21 protein-coding genes are annotated in these 20465 nt (G+C 38.0%); 16 read left to right on the forward strand and 5 right to left on the reverse strand.

Going from position 1 to position 20465, the window contains the following annotated elements:
* The first annotated feature begins 158 nt into the window (after window positions 1–158).
* The 5 genes from ACFX4R_RS10450 to ACFX4R_RS10470 all read left to right on the forward strand — a co-directional run bounded on the left by ACFX4R_RS10450 (window position 159) and on the right by ACFX4R_RS10470 (window position 5387).
* Window positions 159–1535 carry a sensor histidine kinase gene (locus ACFX4R_RS10450; protein WP_043981961.1) on the forward strand — a complete coding sequence of 459 codons (1377 nt, stop codon included), beginning with the start codon at window positions 159–161 and terminating at the stop codon, window positions 1533–1535.
* A gap of 1 nt (window position 1536) precedes the next feature.
* Entirely contained in the window at window positions 1537–2217 is a 681-nt protein-coding gene (locus ACFX4R_RS10455) for a response regulator transcription factor (RefSeq protein ID WP_043981962.1), read from the forward strand.
* A gap of 113 nt (window positions 2218–2330) precedes the next feature.
* Window positions 2331–2663, forward strand: coding sequence for a metal-sensitive transcriptional regulator (locus ACFX4R_RS10460; RefSeq protein WP_013056612.1), 333 nt, complete (start codon window positions 2331–2333; stop codon window positions 2661–2663).
* 14 nt (window positions 2664–2677) lie between these two features.
* Window positions 2678–2884: a copper chaperone CopZ gene (copZ, locus tag ACFX4R_RS10465; protein WP_013082796.1), complete on the forward strand. Its 207-nt coding sequence runs from the start codon at window positions 2678–2680 to the stop codon at window positions 2882–2884.
* 85 nt (window positions 2885–2969) lie between these two features.
* Window positions 2970–5387 carry a heavy metal translocating P-type ATPase gene (locus tag ACFX4R_RS10470; RefSeq protein WP_377569522.1) on the forward strand — a complete coding sequence of 806 codons (2418 nt, stop codon included), beginning with the start codon at window positions 2970–2972 and terminating at the stop codon, window positions 5385–5387.
* A 138-nt stretch (window positions 5388–5525) separates the two neighbouring features.
* Here the strand turns inward: ACFX4R_RS10470 and ACFX4R_RS10475 are convergent, their stop codons facing one another.
* A complete protein-coding gene (locus tag ACFX4R_RS10475; protein WP_377569524.1) occupies window positions 5526–5954 on the reverse strand; it encodes a hypothetical protein in 429 nt (142 codons plus the stop codon).
* 228 nt (window positions 5955–6182) lie between these two features.
* Between ACFX4R_RS10475 and ACFX4R_RS10480 the strand changes: the two genes are divergently transcribed.
* From ACFX4R_RS10480 to ACFX4R_RS10495, 4 genes are all read left to right on the forward strand, one after another.
* Window positions 6183–6740 (forward strand): YdhK family protein, encoded by a 558-nt coding sequence (locus ACFX4R_RS10480; protein WP_034652802.1) that lies wholly within the window; start codon window positions 6183–6185, stop codon window positions 6738–6740.
* 329 nt (window positions 6741–7069) lie between these two features.
* Window positions 7070–8377 (forward strand): MFS transporter, encoded by a 1308-nt coding sequence (locus tag ACFX4R_RS10485; RefSeq protein WP_043981968.1) that lies wholly within the window; start codon window positions 7070–7072, stop codon window positions 8375–8377.
* Between the two features lie 292 nt (window positions 8378–8669).
* Entirely contained in the window at window positions 8670–8849 is a 180-nt protein-coding gene (locus ACFX4R_RS10490) for a hypothetical protein (RefSeq protein WP_013082801.1), read from the forward strand.
* 74 nt (window positions 8850–8923) lie between these two features.
* Entirely contained in the window at window positions 8924–9244 is a 321-nt protein-coding gene (locus ACFX4R_RS10495; RefSeq protein ID WP_013082802.1) for a 2Fe-2S iron-sulfur cluster-binding protein, read from the forward strand.
* A gap of 223 nt (window positions 9245–9467) precedes the next feature.
* Here ACFX4R_RS10495 and ACFX4R_RS10500 read toward each other — a convergent pair whose 3' ends face one another.
* Window positions 9468–10034, reverse strand: coding sequence for a peptidoglycan-binding domain-containing protein (locus ACFX4R_RS10500; RefSeq protein ID WP_043981970.1), 567 nt, complete (start codon window positions 10032–10034; stop codon window positions 9468–9470).
* A gap of 551 nt (window positions 10035–10585) precedes the next feature.
* On the opposite strand from ACFX4R_RS10500, the gene ACFX4R_RS10505 reads away from it, so the two are divergent.
* On the forward strand, window positions 10586–11578 hold the full coding sequence (locus tag ACFX4R_RS10505; RefSeq protein WP_377569526.1) for a YibE/F family protein: 993 nt from the start codon (window positions 10586–10588) through the stop codon (window positions 11576–11578).
* Complete coding sequence (locus tag ACFX4R_RS10510) at window positions 11575–12351, forward strand: YibE/F family protein (RefSeq protein WP_043981974.1); 777 nt, start codon at window positions 11575–11577, stop codon at window positions 12349–12351. Before ACFX4R_RS10505 ends, ACFX4R_RS10510 begins: the two co-directional genes overlap by 4 nt.
* A 144-nt stretch (window positions 12352–12495) precedes the next feature.
* Here the strand turns inward: ACFX4R_RS10510 and ACFX4R_RS10515 are convergent, their stop codons facing one another.
* Together ACFX4R_RS10515 and ACFX4R_RS10520 are read right to left on the reverse strand one after the other, a co-directional pair.
* Window positions 12496–13197 (reverse strand): hypothetical protein, encoded by a 702-nt coding sequence (locus ACFX4R_RS10515; protein WP_043981976.1) that lies wholly within the window; start codon window positions 13195–13197, stop codon window positions 12496–12498.
* A gap of 210 nt (window positions 13198–13407) precedes the next feature.
* The gene (locus ACFX4R_RS10520; RefSeq protein ID WP_322551975.1) at window positions 13408–13950 is read right to left on the reverse strand and encodes a hypothetical protein; all 543 of its coding nucleotides are present in this window, start codon (window positions 13948–13950) and stop codon (window positions 13408–13410) included.
* A gap of 295 nt (window positions 13951–14245) precedes the next feature.
* Between ACFX4R_RS10520 and ACFX4R_RS10525 the strand changes: the two genes are divergently transcribed.
* The 4 genes from ACFX4R_RS10525 to ACFX4R_RS10540 all read left to right on the forward strand — a co-directional run bounded on the left by ACFX4R_RS10525 (window position 14246) and on the right by ACFX4R_RS10540 (window position 18835).
* Entirely contained in the window at window positions 14246–14596 is a 351-nt protein-coding gene (locus tag ACFX4R_RS10525; protein WP_013056623.1) for an ArsR/SmtB family transcription factor, read from the forward strand.
* 15 nt (window positions 14597–14611) lie between these two features.
* Window positions 14612–15910 carry an arsenic transporter gene (locus tag ACFX4R_RS10530; protein WP_377569528.1) on the forward strand — a complete coding sequence of 433 codons (1299 nt, stop codon included), beginning with the start codon at window positions 14612–14614 and terminating at the stop codon, window positions 15908–15910.
* 259 nt (window positions 15911–16169) lie between these two features.
* Entirely contained in the window at window positions 16170–18323 is a 2154-nt protein-coding gene (locus ACFX4R_RS10535; RefSeq protein ID WP_043981980.1) for a DNA topoisomerase III, read from the forward strand.
* Between the two features lie 113 nt (window positions 18324–18436).
* Window positions 18437–18835, forward strand: a complete 399-nt coding sequence (locus ACFX4R_RS10540) for a PaaI family thioesterase (RefSeq protein WP_043981982.1) — start codon at window positions 18437–18439, stop codon at window positions 18833–18835.
* Window positions 18836–18839: 4 nt separating this feature from the next.
* On the opposite strand, the gene ACFX4R_RS10545 is transcribed toward ACFX4R_RS10540, so the two are convergent.
* Window positions 18840–19469, reverse strand: coding sequence for an NUDIX hydrolase (locus tag ACFX4R_RS10545; protein WP_377569832.1), 630 nt, complete (start codon window positions 19467–19469; stop codon window positions 18840–18842).
* 135 nt (window positions 19470–19604) lie between these two features.
* Between ACFX4R_RS10545 and ACFX4R_RS10550 the strand changes: the two genes are divergently transcribed.
* The gene (locus ACFX4R_RS10550; RefSeq protein WP_230184772.1) at window positions 19605–20294 is read left to right on the forward strand and encodes a DUF421 domain-containing protein; all 690 of its coding nucleotides are present in this window, start codon (window positions 19605–19607) and stop codon (window positions 20292–20294) included.
* The last annotated feature ends 171 nt before the right edge of the window (window positions 20295–20465 follow it).

Genomic DNA, 20465 nt, shown 5'->3' on the forward strand with positions numbered 1-20465 from the left:
AACGCTTATTTGACCAATTCAGTACAGTTGTATCAACAGAGGAAGCTTCTTCTTAGAAAACTTTTCATAGTATAAAGATAATTATTTTGTGGCGTATTTGTATTCTGCACAGTTTCTTCAATTATTACTTTTATAATGAAAGCAAAGGATGTGAATAAATGAATCGAATTTCTATTAAGCTCGGACTCTTATTTTTAATGTTCATTTTACTAATTGAAGCGGCTCTCTTTTTTTACTTATATAGCGGTCTTGCCAACACACGAATTTCGGAGGAATTAGAAAGTTTGCGTTTAAGAGGAAACAGTCACCGGGAAGTATTAGAGAAGCATCATGATTCGGCTACGCTTAACCATGTTGCACTGATGGAATCTGAAGCAGAAACTGATGTTGTCATAACAGATAAAACAGGAAAAATTATCAGTTCGTCTAGGCCTTTAATTCAAGGTGCAAGAAAAGCAGTAGAAAAATGGAAAGGAAAGTCTCTTACATACAAAGGTGAAATTATGCAAGGCGACTGGAAAAGCAAACCTTATATCGCCACAGCATCACCTATTGAAAAAGGCCGTCAGCAGTTCGGAACGGTTTATATGTTCAAAAACACAAATGATATTCACGAAATGATTGCGAGACTACAGCATCATTTTTACGTAGCGGGAGCTGTTTCCATTTTATTTTCGATTGTGACTATTTTTGCTCTGTCTAAATTTATAACCGCTCCTTTAATCAAGATGAAAAAAGCAACAGAGAAGCTGAGTCAAGGGGATTTGTCTGTAAAGCTTGGTGCTCATTCAAGAGATGAACTTGGACAATTAGGAATGTCCATTCAGTCGCTAGCAAATGAGCTGCAGCGGTTACGAAAAGAGAGAAATGAATTTTTAAGCAGCATTTCACATGAACTTCAGACTCCTTTGATGTATTTAAAGGGATATGCAGACGTTGCGAGAAGGCCTGCTAATACACCGCAAGAACGTGATAAATATCTTGCTATTGTGGAAGAAGAAGCGGAAAGAATTTCACAGTTAGTCAAAGATTTGTTTCAGCTGGCGCAGCTGGATCAGCATACGTTTTTTATTCAAAAACAAAAAGTAGAACTGGCTACGTATTTGCACACCATATGCGCGCATTTTCATTTAGCTTTAAAAGAAAAAGAGATGGAGCTTGACATAAGCTGCCCTCAAAGTCTTTACATTTCACTAGATCCTGAAAGATTTCAGCAAGTGATTATCAATTTACTTGATAACGCAATGAAATATTCAAAAGAAGGAACTAAAATTGAGGTAATTGTAAAAAAATCAGTTGAATCATTGACAATAACCCTTAAAGATCAAGGAATAGGCATTCCAGAACAAGATCTGCCTTACGTATTTGACAAGCTGTATCGAGTAGAAAAATCTCGCTCGAGAAAAAGCGGAGGATACGGATTAGGCTTATCAATTGTAAAAGAGATTGTAGAAGCTCATGGAGGAGAAATAACAATCATAAGCGAGATGGGAAAAGGAACGGCTGTAGAGATTGCATTAAGAGAGGATGGATAGGATGGCCACTATTTTATTAGTAGATGATGAAGCAAGGATGCTGGATTTACTAGAGCTTTATCTGCTGCCAAACGGATTTACATGTATAAAATTTGAAAAAGGCACAGAAGCGCTGCGCTATCTTTATGAAGGTAACAAAGCAGATTTGATGTTATTAGATATTATGATGCCAAGCGAAGATGGGTGGGAGATTTGTCAAAAAGTAAGAAAAATGTCTGATCTACCGGTCATTATGCTCACAGCCCGCAGCCAAACGTTAGATGTAGTAAAAGGATTAAATATAGGGGCAGACGACTATATTACTAAACCGTTTAGCGAAGAAGAATTGGTTGCACGCATCGGCGCGGTTCTTAGACGTTCTTTAAAAGAAAAGAATGAAATCACCTATAAAGGCTTAGTATGGAGCAAGGAAGGCCACGTATTACAATATAAAAATCAGTACATTCAAGTGACCCCTAAAGAGTTTGAATTAGTGGGATTACTTCTTCAGCATTTAAATCGTGTGTTCAGCCGGGACGACTTGCTTGTGTTAGTGTGGGGATATGAGGCTGAGATTGGAGATCGGACTATTGACTCCCATGTGCGAAATGTTCGGGATAAGCTTAGAAAAGCGGGTTTTCCTGTAGACGAATACCTGCAAACCGTATGGGGAATAGGCTATAAGTGGGTTGATGTTAGTTGAAAATGATATGAGCATAGCTATCGAAATTGGTGGAAAGATAAAGTAAGCGACCTTTTCCCTTTACATAGGGTAGGGGGGTATAGTATGATGAAGTCATGAAGGGAGGATGTTAGATGGTCGAAGCGAATCACATGAACAGTGAAGAAAAATGTTGTACGATAAATAGTGAAAGAAAAAGTCACCATTCTCCAGAAGTGAAAAAAAATCTAACAAGCCGATTAAATCGAATTGAAGGACAAATTCGAGGAATTAAAGGATTAATCGAAAAAGATACGTATTGTGACGACGTGATTACTCAAATCGCAGCTGCGCAGTCTGCTTTAAATAGTGTAAGTAAAATTTTGCTTGAAGGTCACTTGAAGCATTGCATTGTAGAACGTGTGCAAGATGGTGATGAAGAAGTAGTAGATGAATTATTAACAACCATTAAACGATTAATGAAATAAAGGAGATGCTAGAAATGGAAAACGTAACATTATCAGTACAAGGAATGTCTTGCGGTCATTGCGTCAAAGCTGTTGAAGGCGGTGTAGGCGAACTTAATGGCGTTAAAAGCGTAGAAGTAAGCTTAGAAGATGCAAAAGTAACAGTTGCATTTGATCCAAGTCAAGTAACGGTCGAAGATATTAAAGAGGCTATTGATGACCAAGGTTATGACGTAGCATAAACAGCATCGCGTGCGAATACCTTCGCACGCTTGATTTAGGAAAATTATATACCCCTAATAGGTATATAACAGGAGGCGAAACGTGATGAGTGACAAACAAAAAGAAGCCACCTTGCAAATTACGGGTATGACATGTGCAGCGTGTTCTAACCGAATTGAAAAAGGATTAAAAAAAATAGAAGGTGTAAAAGAAGCAAACGTAAATTTGGCTTTGGAAAGATCTACTATCATATTTGATCCGTCTAAAACAAGTCCACAGGCCTTTGAAGAAAAAATTGAAAAGCTTGGGTACGGAGTTGTAAGTGAAAAAGCCGAATTTGCTATTACGGGCATGACGTGCGCCGCTTGTTCGACTCGTATTGAAAAAGGGTTAAACAAATTAGAAGGCGTGACAAAGGCAAGTGTTAACCTTGCTTTAGAAACGGCTTCTGTTGAATACAGCCCTTCTCAAATAGCTCCGCAAGATATAACGAAGCGAGTTGAAAAGCTTGGATACGGAGCAAAGCTAAAGTCGGAAGAAAAAGAAGAAGAGCAAAGCTATAGAGAAAAAGAACTGAGTAAACAAAAAGGAAAGTTTTGGTTTTCATTTATTTTAAGCGTACCGTTATTATGGGCAATGGTTAGCCATTTTACGTTTACGTCGTTTATTCCTTTACCTCATATGCTGATGAATCCATGGGTTCAGCTTGCTTTAGCTACGCCTGTTCAATTCGTGGTAGGGAAGCAATTTTATGTAGGCGCATTTAAAGCTCTGCGTAACAAAAGTGCCAACATGGATGTTTTAGTAGCACTAGGCACAAGTGCAGCTTATTTCTACAGTCTATACTTTTCTCTTAAATCACTTGGGTCATCTGCTCATACGAATCAGCTTTACTATGAAACGAGCGCTATATTGATTACGCTGATTCTTTTAGGGAAATTATTTGAAGCAAACGCCAAAGGCCGTTCTTCAGAGGCAATTAAAAAGATGATGGGCTTACAGGCTAAAACGGCCGTTGTCATAAGAGACGGAGCGGAAGTTGAAATTCCAGTGGAAGAAGTCCAAAAAGGCGAAGTTATTTTTATTAAGCCTGGTGAAAAAGTGCCTGTAGACGGAGAGATTATTGAAGGGCAATCGGCCTTAGATGAGTCCATGCTGACAGGTGAAAGCGTACCGGTAGATAAAAACATTGGAGATAAAGTCATTGGGTCCACACTTAATAAAAATGGTTTTCTAAAAATAAAAGCTACAAACGTTGGCAGGGAGACGGCGCTTGCACAAATTATTAAAGTAGTAGAAGAAGCGCAGGGTTCTAAAGCGCCTATTCAGCGATTAGCTGATTATATCTCAGGTATATTCGTGCCAATTGTAGTCGGAATTGCACTTCTTACTTTCTTTGTTTGGTATATTTGGATTGCGCCTGGCGAATTTGCACCGGCTTTAGAAAAGCTCATTGCCGTACTAGTGATTGCATGTCCATGCGCGTTAGGCTTAGCTACTCCAACTTCCATTATGGCGGGGTCGGGCCGCGCAGCAGAATTTGGTATTTTGTTTAAAGGCGGGGAGCATTTAGAAGCAACGCATAAAATCGATACGATTCTTTTAGATAAAACGGGAACTGTTACAAATGGAACTCCCGAGTTAACCGATGTACGTATTGCACAAGACTACGAAGAAAATGAGCTATTGCAGTTAGTTGCATCGGCTGAGCGTTTGTCGGAGCATCCTCTCGCTCAAGCACTCGTAGCAGGTATAAAAAATAAAGGTATAGAGATTCAAGATCCGTTATCTTTTGAAGCTATTCCAGGGTATGGAGTGAAAGCAACTGTACAAGAGCGAGAGCTGTTAGTGGGAACAAGAAAGCTTATGAACCAACATAAAGTGAATATTGATACAGCCTTAGAAGAAATGACAAATTTAGAACGAGAAGGAAAAACGGTTATGCTCGTTGCTCTTGACGGAAAATATGCCGGCATGCTTGCTGTTGCAGATACCATTAAAGTGACTTCTAAAGAAGCAGTTTCCAGGTTAAAAGAAATGGGTTTAGAAGTGATGATGATTACAGGTGATAATCGTCAAACAGCTCAGGCTATTGCGATGCAAGCGGGTATTGAGCACGTTATAGCAGAAGTGTTGCCAGAAGGCAAAGCAGAAGAAGTAAAAAAGCTTCAGCAGCAAGGTAAAAAAGTCGCAATGGTAGGAGACGGTATTAATGATGCTCCTGCACTTGCGTTAGCTGATATTGGAATGGCCATCGGAACAGGAACGGATGTAGCGATGGAAGCCGCTGATATTACGCTGATGCGAGGAGACTTGATGAGCATTGCAGATGCGATTGAAATGAGTAGAAAAACGATTTCTAATATTAAACAAAATTTATTCTGGGCAATGGGCTACAACACGCTTGGTATTCCAATTGCAGCAGTTGGGCTGTTAGCCCCTTGGGTCGCTGGAGCTGCGATGGCCTTTAGTTCTGTATCGGTTGTATTAAATGCACTGCGATTGCAGAGAGTGAGGCTATAAGATATGAAAAAGTGGATCGTCTCAGCTATTTTGTACGTGCTCGCAGTCATAGCAGTATATGCTATGTGGGCAATATAAACTAAAAAATATTAGAGTCATCGAGTCATTCTCGGTGAAAGTGATCTAAAAGCAAAGCTGCTAAAGAATATTCTTTAGCAGCTTTGTTAGGTGCAAGGAATTTTTTTGATTCAATTCATACCCTTTAAGATGAAGGTCTTCTGGGTGTTTTTGCTGAGCAATTAGCACATCACGTCCATCATCCATAATCCAAATGAAGTAATGACGGCTAGAACCATTTCCATAGGTAATGGTCATTTTGCAATCGATGCTCCCAGCAGATTCTTCATCTAAGAGAAGTTTCATATGCTGCGCTTTTTTAATACTGTTAGTGAATGCATTCATATCTTGTTCATCGATAAATGTTTTGAGCGTTTTCATTTTAATGGACGTTACTTCTATTTTTTGTACGCTAGATGAGAGAGTGGAGTGTGCGGAAGCAAAAGGGGCTCCAAACACCAAGCTAAACGCAAGTAACAGTGAGGACAGAGCAAAGCGTATTTTTAGCATGTTTCTTTCCTCCTTTTATTTTTATATTTTTTCCTTATGGTAAGTGATTCATACGAGGGCCTTTTTTAGGCACAGGAATTATTCGTGCCCAATTACCTTCATCTTCACAAAATCTGCACAAATTCTGGCTACAATAAAGACAAGAAGAAGAGTAGGCAAAGATAAGTTGTTTCTAATGATTAAATGATTTTTATTTTAAAGTTTATTATGTGGAAAAGAGGGACTGTTATGAAAAAACAGCTATTTATTCTTGGGGCATCTGTCATTATTGGACTAAGCGGATGCGGAAACGATTCTAGTCATGAAAAGCCTTCAGCTGACAAAAACGAATCCATGCACGATCACTCAGAGATGAATCACTCTAGTTCAGGAGAGGTTCCAAAAGGATTAAAAAAAGCAGAGAATCCAACATATAAAGTTGGAGATAAAGCCGTTATAAAAGCAGATCATATGAAAGGCATGAACGGGGCTGAAGCAACGATTGTTGGTGCTTACGACACTACGGCCTATACCGTTTCGTATACGCCAAAGACTGGCGGGAAAAAAGTAAAAAATCATAAGTGGGTTATTCAAGAAGAAATAAAAGGTGCGGGTAACGAGCAGTTAAAGCCAGGTAGCGAAGTAACGCTTGAAGCAGATCATATGAAAGGTATGAAAGGGGCAAAAGCAACCATTGATTCAGCCGAAAAAACAACGGTATACATGGTAGACTACGCACCGACTACAGGCGGAGAGAAAGTAAAAAATCACAAGTGGGTAACCGAAAGTGAACTTTCAGCCAAATAGACTGTTAGCGAAAAAAGAGGCTGGTACAAAAGTATTTTAGGTGAAGGAAGATCCGAACGATGAATCGAGATTCTTGATTGAGAATCTCGATTCATCGTTTGGATTTTTTCGTTGTTATGGTGAATGTAGGTCGTTGCTTCTAGCTGTAGTTTGGATTGATTTAGTTATGACTTAATCTCTTTTTGTTTACTTCTTGTTTTATGTTTTATCATGAGGGATTTTTTGCATGATGGATGAAGAAAACGTATGTTTCTTTCAAAAGAAGTTGTGGTATTAAGTAGAATGCTACGGTAATAAAACGAACAAACTACTGATGAAAGGAGCTAGCTATGAGTGAACATACAGTAAAGCCAACAGGACGCACACGATGGTTCATTTCATCTTTGTTAAGCAGTATGATTATTTTAAATTATTTTGATCGTGTAGCGGTGTCAGTGGCCGCTCCTGCAATACAAGATGCATTTCACTTAACGGGAACAGAGCTCGGAATTGTCTTTTCTATTTATACGTATTCTTATACGATCATGCAAATACCTGCCGGAAGCTTGCTTGATCGGTTCGGAGTAGCATGGGTAACAAGAGTCGGTATGGTGATTTGGAGTTTATTAACGATGTCGATGGCATTTTTGCAAGGAAAACTTCTTCTCTATATCGTTCGATTTTTAATAGGAATAATGAGTGCTTCAGCTTTTCCAGCAGCGTCAAAAGCTACATCTCTATGGTTTCCTCCAAACGAAAGAAGCTTACCAAATTCTTTGTTTGATTCAGCAGCCAAATTTTCAAATGTACTTGGCGCGCCTCTTGTAGCATTTCTCATCACTAAATTTGATTGGCGCACAGCATTTTTATCCATTGGAATTATAAACGTGCTGTTTACGCTGCTGTTTTGGTTTTATTACGAAAAACCAGAAAAGCATAGACGCATATCAGATGATGAGCTGAAGTATATTCAAGAAAATAATTTAAATGCGAACGATGAACAAACATCAAAATTTTTACATACCTTAAAAGTATTATTTACGAATCGAAAAGTTTGGGGGCTAATGATTGGGTTTACAGGCTATGGATATACGTTTAATTTACTGTTAACGTGGCTGCCAACTTTTTTAAAAGAGAAATACGGTATGGATATCATGTCATCGGGTCTGCTTACGGCAGTCCCTTGGCTAATTGCTACATTTGCTGGCATTTTAGTTGGCGGTTGGCTTGTTGATTACCTCATAAAAAAAGGATATAACAGTCAAAAAGTATATCGCACGATCATTGTTGTAGGATTATGCTTAGGGTTTGTTTTTTTAGGTTCTATTTTCACCAATAGTGTTGTAGTAGCGATGATTTGTATCTCGATTGGACTGGCAGGTATATCTGCAACGGCACCAATCGGCTGGTCAATTTCTGCTGAAATTGCGCCTGCAGGCTCCATTTCTCTTCTCAGTTCTATTGTTAATTTAGCTAATAATTTGTTTGGTGGAATTATAGCTACAGCTTTAACGGGATATCTTTTGGATAAAACCGGTTCTTTTAATCTAAGCTTTATTGTAGCGGGAATTGTATTGTTGCTAGGCTTAATTTTTTATATTTATGTGTTGGGAGATATTAAACAAATTAAAATTCCAAAAAAACAACGTACGAAGTAAAACCCCATGACTCGCTATGGGGTTTTACTTTTGATTATAAATAACGACCTTGCTCATGCACTTAGTGATGTGAAAAGTCTAGTCTTCTGATCTGACGCTATTAAAAGGAGAAACAAGATGAATTTGTTTATTTGAAACATGTGCTAGGGGCTTGTTTTAAAATAGCATTGTTGGTATAGCATGTTCTTAAAAAGGTTAAGATGGTTTTTATGAAGAAATTCTGTGTCTATTTTTGTGATTTCAGCAGAAGTAGATATGAACCGCACTATAAAAAATAGAAAGGCAGAGGAACATGAATCATAAAGAAAGTGAAAACAATACTGAGTTAAATCAAAGTCATTTGTTAAAGGAGCCTCAACGTATAGAATTATCTAAGTATCAAATTTTAAAAGCACTGATACCTGTTATTATACTTGGGATTGTCGTTTTAGTTGCCGTATTACAAAATGATGGTCTTCTTAATTGGATTTAGGCATGCAATAAAAAGAAACTGCATATAGTGTAATTCAAATCGCTTGTACACAGTAGAGGGAAAGAGGGAGATACATGCCAAGAGTAACCGTTTTAGGATACGGAAGTTTTGAAGTGGCAAAAGGAAAAAAGCTTGTCTTGGCACTCGAAGACAACGGTATAAATATTCTTCATCGATGCGGCGGGAAAGCTAAATGCACGACTTGCAGGGTAGAAGTGCTTGAAGGTGAATATTGTGATTTAACACACGCAGAGAAAAATGCTTACTCAGAAAGTTCAATTGAAGATCACTTGCGCTTATCATGTCAAATTCGTGTAAATGAAGATATCACCGTTCGGCCCATATTAACGGTAGAGAACTCAGGACGAGAAGCAGGACCTCGACCCGCAGAGTAGTCCTGGAATCGCAAAAAGCAGCGTGTGGAATGTTCAGCATGCTGCTTTTTTCATTTTTATTAAAAAATAACAAGAACAGCTGCGGGGAGAAAAAGCTGTTCTTGTTAAAGTAAAGTACCTACGGAATGATTCCTTTAAATTTTAGCATTCTGTAAGGGAAATAGTAAATCACTCAAAAGAGTGATTATGAAGGCTTTTTTCGAACCGTTATTTGTAAATAGGTTTAATTGGATGCTTCAATCACATCTCCATTTTTGTAAATATGATACCACCCTACGGTACCTGATCCGCCTTGATCCATCCAGTCTTTGTTTTTTGCTACGAATCTGTAGTAAGTTTTATCGTTGTTATCTTTCCGTAAGCGGTCGTCTGTACTGAAGACAATGTTGTCACCGAGTTCTTTTTTACCGAATGTAATAGCTGTGCTGACAGGAAATTGCTTTCTTTCTACCTTGTTCTCATCTAAAGCTGCCCATGTTAAGGGGCCAACAATACCATCTGGAGACAAGCTGTGATCGGTTTGAAATTCTTTTACTGCATTTTGTGTTTGCGTACCGAAAATTCCATCAACTGATGTGTTATACTTCACATCTTTTAAGCTTTGCTGTAAGTCCTTTACGTAGCTAGAGTGAGAACCTTTACGAAGCGTAGGCCTTGTTTCTGCTTTAGTTTCAATTTTTTGTGAGTAGGTATCTTTAGCAGCTGCTTCAGTAGTTGGAGTGCTGAATGCTACGCATGTTGTTACAAGGGTGAGAGTAGAAAGCATGACAAGTGTTTTTTTCGTTAACATGAAATAACCTCCTTGTTTTTAGCAACTATTTGTCGCTTTTCATGAGTTTTATAACTAATCAGTAGCTATAAAGTCAATTTATTATAGCGCAGACAGTTTTCTATTTGTTTTTATATTCCTATGATTATATAAGATAGTCATAAAAAACTAGTGAAGTAGATAAATCGTTCTATGTTTTCACTATAATTTCACTTTTCTCTGATACAGTACGGAATGAAAAATAGCAGGTGGAGTGTCTTGCATGATCATAGTGTGTTTTGCTGTATAGCACCCATAATAAATAAACGAATGAAGAGACTGCAAAGTGTCTTAGATCTCTTTGCAGTCTCTTCATGTTCAAGAGCTCTGCGTTCAAATAATAACTAGAAAGGAATTATGTGATGTCACCTCTGTATTCCCAGCATATAAGGAATCTTTTTTCGAAGCAAAAGTTTAATAAATTATCGCGTAAACAAATCTTTCTCTATATACTAGGAATTTGCTGTTTGTGTATAGCGCTAATAGTAACAAACCACAATTATTCGCTTTATAAAAAACCGATAGCGGAGGTAGTGAAGACGAATGTTGTAGAACAAAATAAATCTACTGATTTAAATCACAACAAAGATACCGTATATTCTCAAAAAATTGTTGCTAAAATCATGAACGGAAAATACAAAGGGAAGCTTATTCATTTAGAGAATACGTACTCATACTCAGGTGCTTATGATCAAAAGTACACTGTCGGAACAGATCTTTTTGTCTCCTTAGAAAAGAATTCACAGCATGCTTTAAGCGGCACGATTGAAGGAGTGAAGCGGGACACGCAGGTTACCGCTGTCGCGGGTTTATTTATATTAATTTTGCTGGCGATTGGAAAAAAACAAGGTTTTTATTCAATCATTAGCTTATTTATTAATATTGTACTTTTAATCGGGGCTCTCAATGTATATTTAGCACTAGGGAATGTGAGCTTGCTAGCTGTATGTATTGTTGCGGTCGTTCTTTTTACAGTTATTTCTTTATTATTAGTAAGCGGTAATCAAGAAAAAACGCATGTAGCAATTATTTCAACTTTAATAGGTACGTTTGTTTCTCTATTAATTGCGTACATCGTCATGCAGCTAACAGATTCGAACGGTCTTCATTATGAAGGAATGGAGTTTGTGACGATTCCTCCTCAAAAAATATTTATGAGTGAGGTACTAATAGGATCATTAGGAGCTGTGATGGATGTAGCTATTACCATTACTTCTTCTGTTTATGAACTATATGAAAAGAATAAAGAGATAGCGCACAAAGACTTACTGAAATCGGGCAAGGAAATTGGCGGAGACATTATGGGAGCCATGACGAATATTTTATTTTTTTCATATATAAGTGGAACAATTCCAATGGTCCTTCTTTATTTAAAAAACGGTTCTCCTTTAGGATACACGTTTTCAATGAATTTCTCGTTAGAGTTAATCCGTGCTCTTACTGGCAGCATTGGCATTGTGCTAGCGATTCCAATTACACTCTATCTTTCGATTCTTTTTATTTTTAGGAAGGGGAACAGAAAGTGAACGTTTTACTGTTGCTTGCTCTTATTTTATTTATTTTGATGAGTATGGTGGGCGGAAAAAAAGGAATTAGATCTTTCCTTGCTTTGTTCTTGAATTTTGGCGTTATTTTTCTAACCATTCTCTTTATGCTGTCTATAAAAAATACGATTATTGTTACGTTGATCGCTTGTACAATCATTAGCTGTATTAATTTATTTTATATTAATAAATTCAATCATAAAACGCTTGCTGCGTTTGTTTCAACGATTATTACCTTAGCCGTTTTAGTACTCTTTATTTTTATCATTGAACATCATGCCATGATTCAAGGGTTTGGAGAAGAACAAGAAGAAGAAATTAACGCTTTTTCACTTTACGTTGGAATTGACTTTGCTAAAATAGCCATTTGTACAATTATTATGGGAGCCATAGGAGCGATCATTGATATTTCGCTATCTATTTCATCTTCTATGAATGAATTATTTGTTCATGACCCGTCCGTAACTAAAAAAAATCTCTTCAATTCAGGACTGAAAATTGGAAGAGATATTTTAGGCACTACAACCAATACACTGTATTTTGCATTTGTAGGGGGATATTTGACTTTAATTATATGGTTTAAGAGATTGTCGTATTCGTTTGGAGATATTATCAATTCAAAAACCTTTTGTGCAGAAGTCATTTCTATCTTAAGCGGAGGCATTGGTGTAGCCATTATTATTCCAATTACTTCGTGGATTAGTGCCTCTATTTTTTTACAAAAAAGAGAAAAAGCGAACCATATGTACAAATAAAAAAAGAAAAAATTTAAGAAAATGCCCATCCAACTGGTAGTCAGTAATATTTGGATGGGCATTCACATTATTGGTGGAATGTTGAAAAGAAACTTAATGTAGGCTGGAAGTTATAGTTGAACGAAGGATTATTCTCTATTTTTCTTACTGATAGATAATACGAAAAGGCCAGGAAGCAGAATTTACAGGAGAAGCAGCTTTTACAAGGACGGTCTCACCGTTTGCTGGAAGCAGATTTTTAAACACATAAATTCTACGCTCACCTCTTGGAGATCCAGGTCCTCTGGAGGTTTTTTGGTGTATAATATTTCGTTCATTTTTTGGATCGAGTACCCAATGTGCGTACCAAATCTGCCGTAAAAATTGTCTATTTGTACTTTGCGAACGTTCATCAAATATACAGTGATTCACTTGGCCTGTCCAATATAGATATCGCCCATTTCCTATATGCCATTCATCTCCTATCCGATATCTGATTCCTACACATTCACCAGGATAGATAATATCAGGGATATTATAATGATTCTCTCTTTGACAGCTAGGGTCACTATATTGTGTATAAGGCGTAACTTCTACTTTTTCTAACTGATTTTTTCTAAAATACAAATACTGCTGCGTGACTTGGCCTGTCGTTCGGTTTACGGCTCGGTGGCTAAGAAGAATACCATTATAAGTCTGTAACTTTGTGTTATCGATGCTTCTTGTAACCGTTAAGGTACCAGCATTTGAGCTTATGACGCCGCCTACTAATCTTCCATTATGAACACAGTACCCGTTTCTGCAAGAGGCACCGGCATTAGCTCGATATAGAACTCCTACGCATGTCCCACTATTAATTAAAGTCAATTATATTCACCTCGCATTCCAACTTGTTTTATAGAAACAGCTTTCGAAAGTGCTCTTCGGTTGAAACTCTTTCTATAGATCATCCGGGCCGTATCGATAGGAAGGCTGTGTTTGAATAAAGTAGCCATTTCGTACTTGAGCCACCCAGTTTTGAAATATTTCTCTCCATTCAACACGGTTAAAAAACTCATCAAGCGGTTTTGTAGAATCTCATTCAATAATAAAGAAAGGAACTACTGATGGATTCCAAACGCCTATACTATTGACACCTGATTCTTTGATAAGAAGTAAAGGCAGGCCTCGTTGGTAACCCATGCTTGGCTCTATTTGTAAAAACGGAGCACCTTCCCATGATGGTGGCGGAGGTGTACCGCCGGGAATATTCGTCATGGTATAATTGGCAAAGACTTGCTGCATATTCACCGCGATCAACCCATAGCTAGAGAGTATCATTCGGCGAACGCTTGTTATTGTTTTATTAGGATATTGCTCTGTATCAGGCAGTGTACGAGGGAAAAGAAGAGCACGTTCAATTTCATCAATTAAACGATTAAGAAATCTTGTTTGAGTAGTATTAAGCATAGAAGGGTGGCTGAGGAATACAGGGATTTTAAAAGCTCTGTCGGCTGTATTTTTCAAAGGAATTTTAGGGGAAGCAGAGGGCGATACTTTATTGTCTCTAAGAGAGTAAGGCTTGTCTACATAATATTTACCATCTTGAGGGTTATAATAGGAATAATGTTTTTTTATCATAATCATCTTTTCTTATTTTTCTCTATATTTTATGCGGATCGACAAAATAAGTATGTATGTTTGTCCAAGGACATTAGGAGCATTTTTACGAGAAAATATACCTATAGTATTATGTGCTAGATTTTGTTTAGATTAGTAGGGGAAAAATAACTTCTTTAAATCCTTAGACAACTACTAAATCACTTTTAGTTTACTAAAAAATTGTAAAGCATTTAGAAATCAATTATAGTAATGAGCATTAATACATAAGCACATTATTATCTATCAACTGAAAGGGAGTAGGAGGTATTCATTAATGAGCACAAAATCTATAGATAGTATTGAAAAAGCAGCCCAAATCTTAAAATTATTGGGAGATAAAACAAGGCTTTCGATGGTTAAATTAATAGAGAACAATGAATGCTGTGTTTGTGAGTTCGTAGATATCTATCAAGCTAGCCAACCTTCAATTAGTCAGCATTTACGAAAATTAAGAGATGCTGAACTTGTGAAGGAAAGAAGAAAAGGGCAATGGGTTTTTTATTCTCTTAATAAAGAAAGCCAGTACTATGAGTTTGTTCTGGGCATACTTGAATCTGTACCAAGTCAGGACGAACGTTTAAAAGAGCTGGAAAAACAAGGACTGCGTATTAGTTGTTGTGAATAATTGGAGGTTTAAAAAGTGGCATCAGTTGTACTAGCATCATTGATTTTTTTAGTAACATTAATTTTTGTCATTTGGCAGCCGAAAAATTTATCAATCGGCTGGTCGGCTTGCGGGGGAGCTATGATTGCTTTACTGGCAGGCGTTGTTGATTTTCAAGACGTTCTTGAGGTAACCAGCATTGTGTGGAATGCGACTCTTACGTTTATTGCTATTATTATTATTTCTTTAATTTTAGATGAAATTGGTTTCTTTGAATGGGCAGCGCTTCATATGGCTAGAGCTGCAGGAGGGAACGGCGTGCGTATGTTTGTGTACGTGTCTCTTCTTGGAGCCGTTGTAGCAGCGCTATTTGCTAATGACGGAGCAGCGTTGATTTTAACACCCATTGTACTAGCCATGGTTCGGGCATTAAAGTTCGACGATAAAATGGTTTTTCCGTTTATTATCGCAAGTGGATTTATTGCAGATACAACGTCGCTGCCCCTTGTTGTTAGTAACTTAGTAAATATCGTATCAGCCGACTTCTTCGGTATTAGCTTTTCTGAATTTGCATCACGCATGATTGTTCCAGATTTGGTTTCTCTGTTTGCAAGTATTATGGTCTTATATCTGTATTTCCGCAAAAGAATTCCTAAGAAATACAATGTAGCAGATTTACAGAAGCCAGTGGATGCCATCAAAGATGAAAAGATGTTTCGATTATCTGGAATTGTCTTAGTTTTGTTAGTGCTAGGCTATTTAATTGGAGAATTCTTTAGCGTCCCTGTTTCGATTATTGCAGGTATTATTGCTATTCTGTTTTTGATGATGGCTAAAAAAAGCCGAGCGGTTCATACAAAAAAAGTGTTACGGGGAGCTCCATGGGCGATTGTCTTTTTCTCTATCGGCATGTATGTTGTTGTATACGGCTTGCGTAATGCTGGTTTAACAGAAATTCTGGCTGACGTGATCCAAGCAACGGCTAGTCATGGACTGTTTGCAGCAACAATTGGCATGGGATTCACTGCGGCTATTCTTTCATCGATTATGAACAATATGCCAACCGTTATGATTGATGCACTAGCAATCGATGCAACACACGCGGCTGGAACAATCAAGGCAGCGTTGATTTATGCAAACGTTATTGGATCGGATTTAGGTCCGAAAATTACCCCGATTGGTTCTTTAGCGACGCTTTTATGGCTTCATGTTCTTTCAACAAAAGGCGTGAAAATTTCATGGGGAACGTATCTTAAAACGGGTATTATCTTAACGATTCCGACATTGTTTATTACGCTTGTTGGTTTGTATGTTTGGTTATTGATTATTTCATAACACGTCCAGATTTGTTTTAGTCGATATGATAATGGCTGTTGCCAGAAAAATTCAGATATGTATCAAAGCTGTAGAAAATGATCTACAGCTTTTTTATTGAAAAGCTATAACGGACAGCGACGCGTTTTTAAAATGAGATAGGTATCTCTCATCTAAACTACTTTTCTCCTCATTCATACTCCAACAGCTCTTTCTATGATAAAATAATAAAACTGACTAAGTTTCACATGGAAATTTGAAATGTAAGGTGATTAAATACATGAAGTTAATTATTGCAGAAAAGCCGGATCAAGGATCGACTCTAGCTTCACAGTTTAAGCCGAAGCGTCACGACGGCTATTTAGAGATTCCACCGAATGAAGTGTTTACAGACGGAGCGTATGTGACGTGGGCAGTGGGGCATTTATGTCAGCTTGTAAGTCCGGAAGATTATAAGCCGGAGTGGAAAAAGTGGTCAATTGACACGCTGCCGATGATTCCAGACCGCTTTCAATATGAAGTGACGCGCTCAAAAGCTAAGCAGTTTCAAGTGGTAAAAAAACTGCTTAAAAAGCCGACGGTCACAGAAATTATTCATGCGGGAGATGCGGGGCGTGAAGGAGAATTGATTGTTCGTAATATCATTCAGCTTTCAGGTGTGCATAAGCCGATGAAGCGATTGTGGATTTCTTCTTTAACGCCAAAGGCCATTTATGATGGGTTTCAACAGTTAAAAGACGAAAGCGATACGCGTAACCTTTATTATGAAGCATATACAAGAGCATGTGCGGATTGGGTCGTTGGGATGAATGCTTCACGGGTGTATAGCATTTTGTTAAAAAAGCATGGTATGTCAGATGTTTTTTCGGCAGGGCGCGTGCAGACGCCAACTCTTGCTTTGATCGTGAAACGTGAAAAAGAAATTGATAACTTTAAATCAGAGCCTTTTTGGGAAGTGCTTGCTAAGTTTGATATTGAAGGAAAGAAGTATGAAGGCAAATGGCATCAAGACGGAGAATCGCGTCTTAAAGAAAAAGAAATGGCCTATAAAATTGCTCAGTTTTGCGAAGGAAAAGACGCGGAAGTTCATGAACTCGTAACGGAGCGAAAAGAGTTCCAGCCGCCTTTATTATTTAACCTATCATCACTTCAAGCAACCGCCAATAAAGCGTTTAAGTTTTCTCCTAAAAAGACGCTTGATGTGCTGCAAGGGCTGTATCAGAAAGGAATTGTTTCTTATCCAAGATCAGACTCAAACTATGTAACAGAAGGAGAAGCGGAAACGTTTCCTGAGATTTTAGAAAAACTGAGTGCTTTTTCTGAATACGAACATTTATTTCCGCTTCCTTACTCTTCAGTCCTGGGAAATAAACGCTATGTAAATGCAAAAAAAGTGAGCGATCACTATGCGATTATTCCAACGGAACAAGTGAAGGACCCCAGCAAACTGTCAGGAGACGAACAGAAAATTTACGACCTAGTCGTAAGGCGTCTAATTGCGGCACACTATGAAAAAGCGATTTTCGACTATACAACGATTACGACACTCGTGGAAAAGCGAGCAGCTTTTATTTCAAAAGGAAAGCAGCAAATTCAAGAAGGCTGGCGCAAAGTAATTTTTCAAAACGAGAAAGACGACGACGTTATTCTTCCGAATGTCCAAGAAGGGGAAGAAGGAAAAGTTGTTAAAGTAGACGTAAAAGAAGGTAAAACACAGCCTCCAAAACGCTACACGGAAGGTCAGTTGATTACGCTGATGAAGACAGCGGGTAAGCATTTGGATAATGATGAGCTGGAGAAAATTTTAGCAAAGTCAGAAGGGTTAGGGACTGAAGCTACGCGTGCGGGAATCATTACAATGCTTAAAGACCGTAAATATATTGATGTGAAAAAAAACCAAGTGTTTGCGACTGATAAAGGAAAGGTATTGATTGACGCGATTGGCGATAAAATTTTAGCTTCACCAGAAATGACGGCTAAGTGGGAGCAGCGTTTAGCTGAAATTGGAGAAGGAGCAGCATCGGCCGCTGCTTTTATGGAACAAACAAAAAAGCTGTCAGCTAAAATTATCGAAGACGCTGTCGAAGCAGAAAGTAAGTGGAACTTCAGCGGATACGACACTGAATCCATTCAGCGAAAAGGAAAAGGTAAAGGTAAAAGCTTCTCTTCTAAATCGTTTGGTTCGTGTAAGCTTTGCGACGGAAAAGTAGTCGATAAAGGTTCATTTTACGGATGCTCAAACTATGCAAAAACCAAATGCACGTTTACCGTATCGAAAAAGATTTTAGGTAAAACAGTCACCCAAGCTAATTTAAAAAAACTGTTAAGTGAAGGACAGACAGATTTGATTGAAGGCTTTAAAAAAGGCGATAAAACCTTTAATGCCAAGTTAGAATGGAAAGAAAATAAAGTGCAGTTTTTATTTGAAAAATAGAGGGATAAAAAGCGTTTGCTAAAGAGCAGGCGCTTTTTACATGCGAAGAAACAGGATTTCTCCAGCTTTTCTAGAAGTTCTTACATAGCTTATTTATCTAAAGGATGAGATTGATGAAACGAATGAGTAAAGGGATGATTCCGTTTTGGGATTATATTGGCATTGAAGAAACGCTGCTTGAAAAAGGATATGCGGAGTTAAAAATCACGATTCAGCCGCAGCTTCTGCAGGGAAGAGGAACGGTTCATGGAGGCGTTATTGCCACGCTTATTGACGCGGCAGTTGGTTCAGCTGTGCGGTCTTCTCTTTCTGAGGAAGAAAGTGCCAGTACAGTTGAATTAAAAGTAAATTACACAAGGCCGGGTATAGGTGATTATTTAGTTGCTAAATCCACACTGTCTCATCGCGGCAAAACGCTTGCTGTTGGAGAAGTGAAAATTGAAGACAGCAGCGGCAAGCTTGTTGCGCTTGGCAGTGCAACATATATGATTTTTTCAGCAGAAAAAGCTTAGGATTTTAAGCTTTTTCTGCTGAATGCAGCTGCTGGCTAATGAATGAAATAATTGTTTCATAGTAAGCTTTGGGATGAGGAGCAAATTCACTTTTGTGTGCTGTACGGTGAATGGGCTCTTTTTTATTTGTTATCCCTTCAATGATCAGTTCTGTTTGATTTCCAAGCCACAGTTCGCAAAAGTGAGAAAACGGCGCTTTTACAAGCCCTGATACTTCTTCTTGCTGCAACGTAAAAGCAGTGAGCGGATGAGAGCTGTAATATAAAAATATATGTGCGAATTCTTTGTCAATATAGTGCGGCTGAGATACTTCATATTTAAATACATCTAAAGGAAGCAATTCATCAAACAAAATATTTACGCCGAGCTCTTCGTGAATTTCTCTTACACCGTCCACAGCGGTTTCTGTATGAAGCAAATGTCCGGCAGCTGTAATATCGAGCGCACCCGGATAATCTTGTTTTTGTTCGCTGCGAATTTGAAAATAAATATAGTCTGTATCATTTTCGCGGCTGACAAACCAGCAGTGAAATGCTTCGTGCCAATAGCCTTTTTCGTGAACTTCTTTGCGAGACGCTGTTCCTATGCGCTCCTGTTGATCGTTAAATACCATTAACATTTCATCGTTCATGATAAGTTCCCCATTTCTTTCCGACTTCTTTCTACTCTAACCCGTCGTGAAGTTGATGTAAATAATGGAAGGTAAAAAAACGTGTTCATACATAAAAATAAGTACAAGATAAAGGATACATCAATTTTAGTAAAGAAGGTGCATGCGTTGAATCATTGGATGGAAGTGGTACTTCGTTCAGTGCTGATTTTACTTGGCTTGTTTTTTATTACAAAGCTGTTGGGGAAAAAACAGTTATCCAAACTTTCTTTTTTTGAATATATCGTTGGCATTACAATTGGAGATATTGCAGGAACAATTTCAATGGATGTAGATTTACAGGCAAGTCACGGGGGAGTCGCGATTTTAGTGTGGGCATCCTTTCTTATTTTTGTATCAAACGTATCGTTAAAAAGTATAAGCTTTCGAAAAGCGGTGGAAGGGACGACAACGATCCTCATTAAAGAAGGAAAAATTCTTGAGGGAAATGTAAAAAAAGAAAAATATACAGTGGATGAGCTCATGGAGCAGCTTCGGAAAAAAGACATCTTTTACGTGGAAGACGTAGCTTTTGCTATGCTCGAAACCAACGGGGAATTAAGCGTGCTGTTAAAAAAAGAAAAGCAAAACGTTACGAGAGAAGATTTATTAATAAAAGGAGAGGCGACACGATTACCTCAAACGATTATCATGGACGGAAATATAATGAAAGAAGCGGTTCATGAGCTAGGATATAGCGTAGCGTGGGTTAAAGAACAGCTCAAAAAGAAAGATGCTGCAGTCGATAAGGTATTTTTAGGCCAAGCAGACTCAGCAGGTCATCTGTATCTTGATTATTATGAAGACTAAGGCTGAGAGAAAAGTATTTTAGCCCAAGTGAAAAACGAACCATTAATCAACATGTCTGATTAGTGGTTCGTTTTTTTGTGATTGTGAACATAGTATTATCTGTTTCGTTCCTTCTAGCAGTTGATTGGAGGGCAAGCCGAAGACTCCTGCGGAAAGCGAAGCCTTGCACGG

Origin of the sequence: Priestia sp. YIM B13490, from assembly GCF_042787735.1 — a bacterium.
In the GTDB taxonomy this organism is placed as follows: domain Bacteria; phylum Bacillota; class Bacilli; order Bacillales; family Bacillaceae_H; genus Priestia; species Priestia megaterium.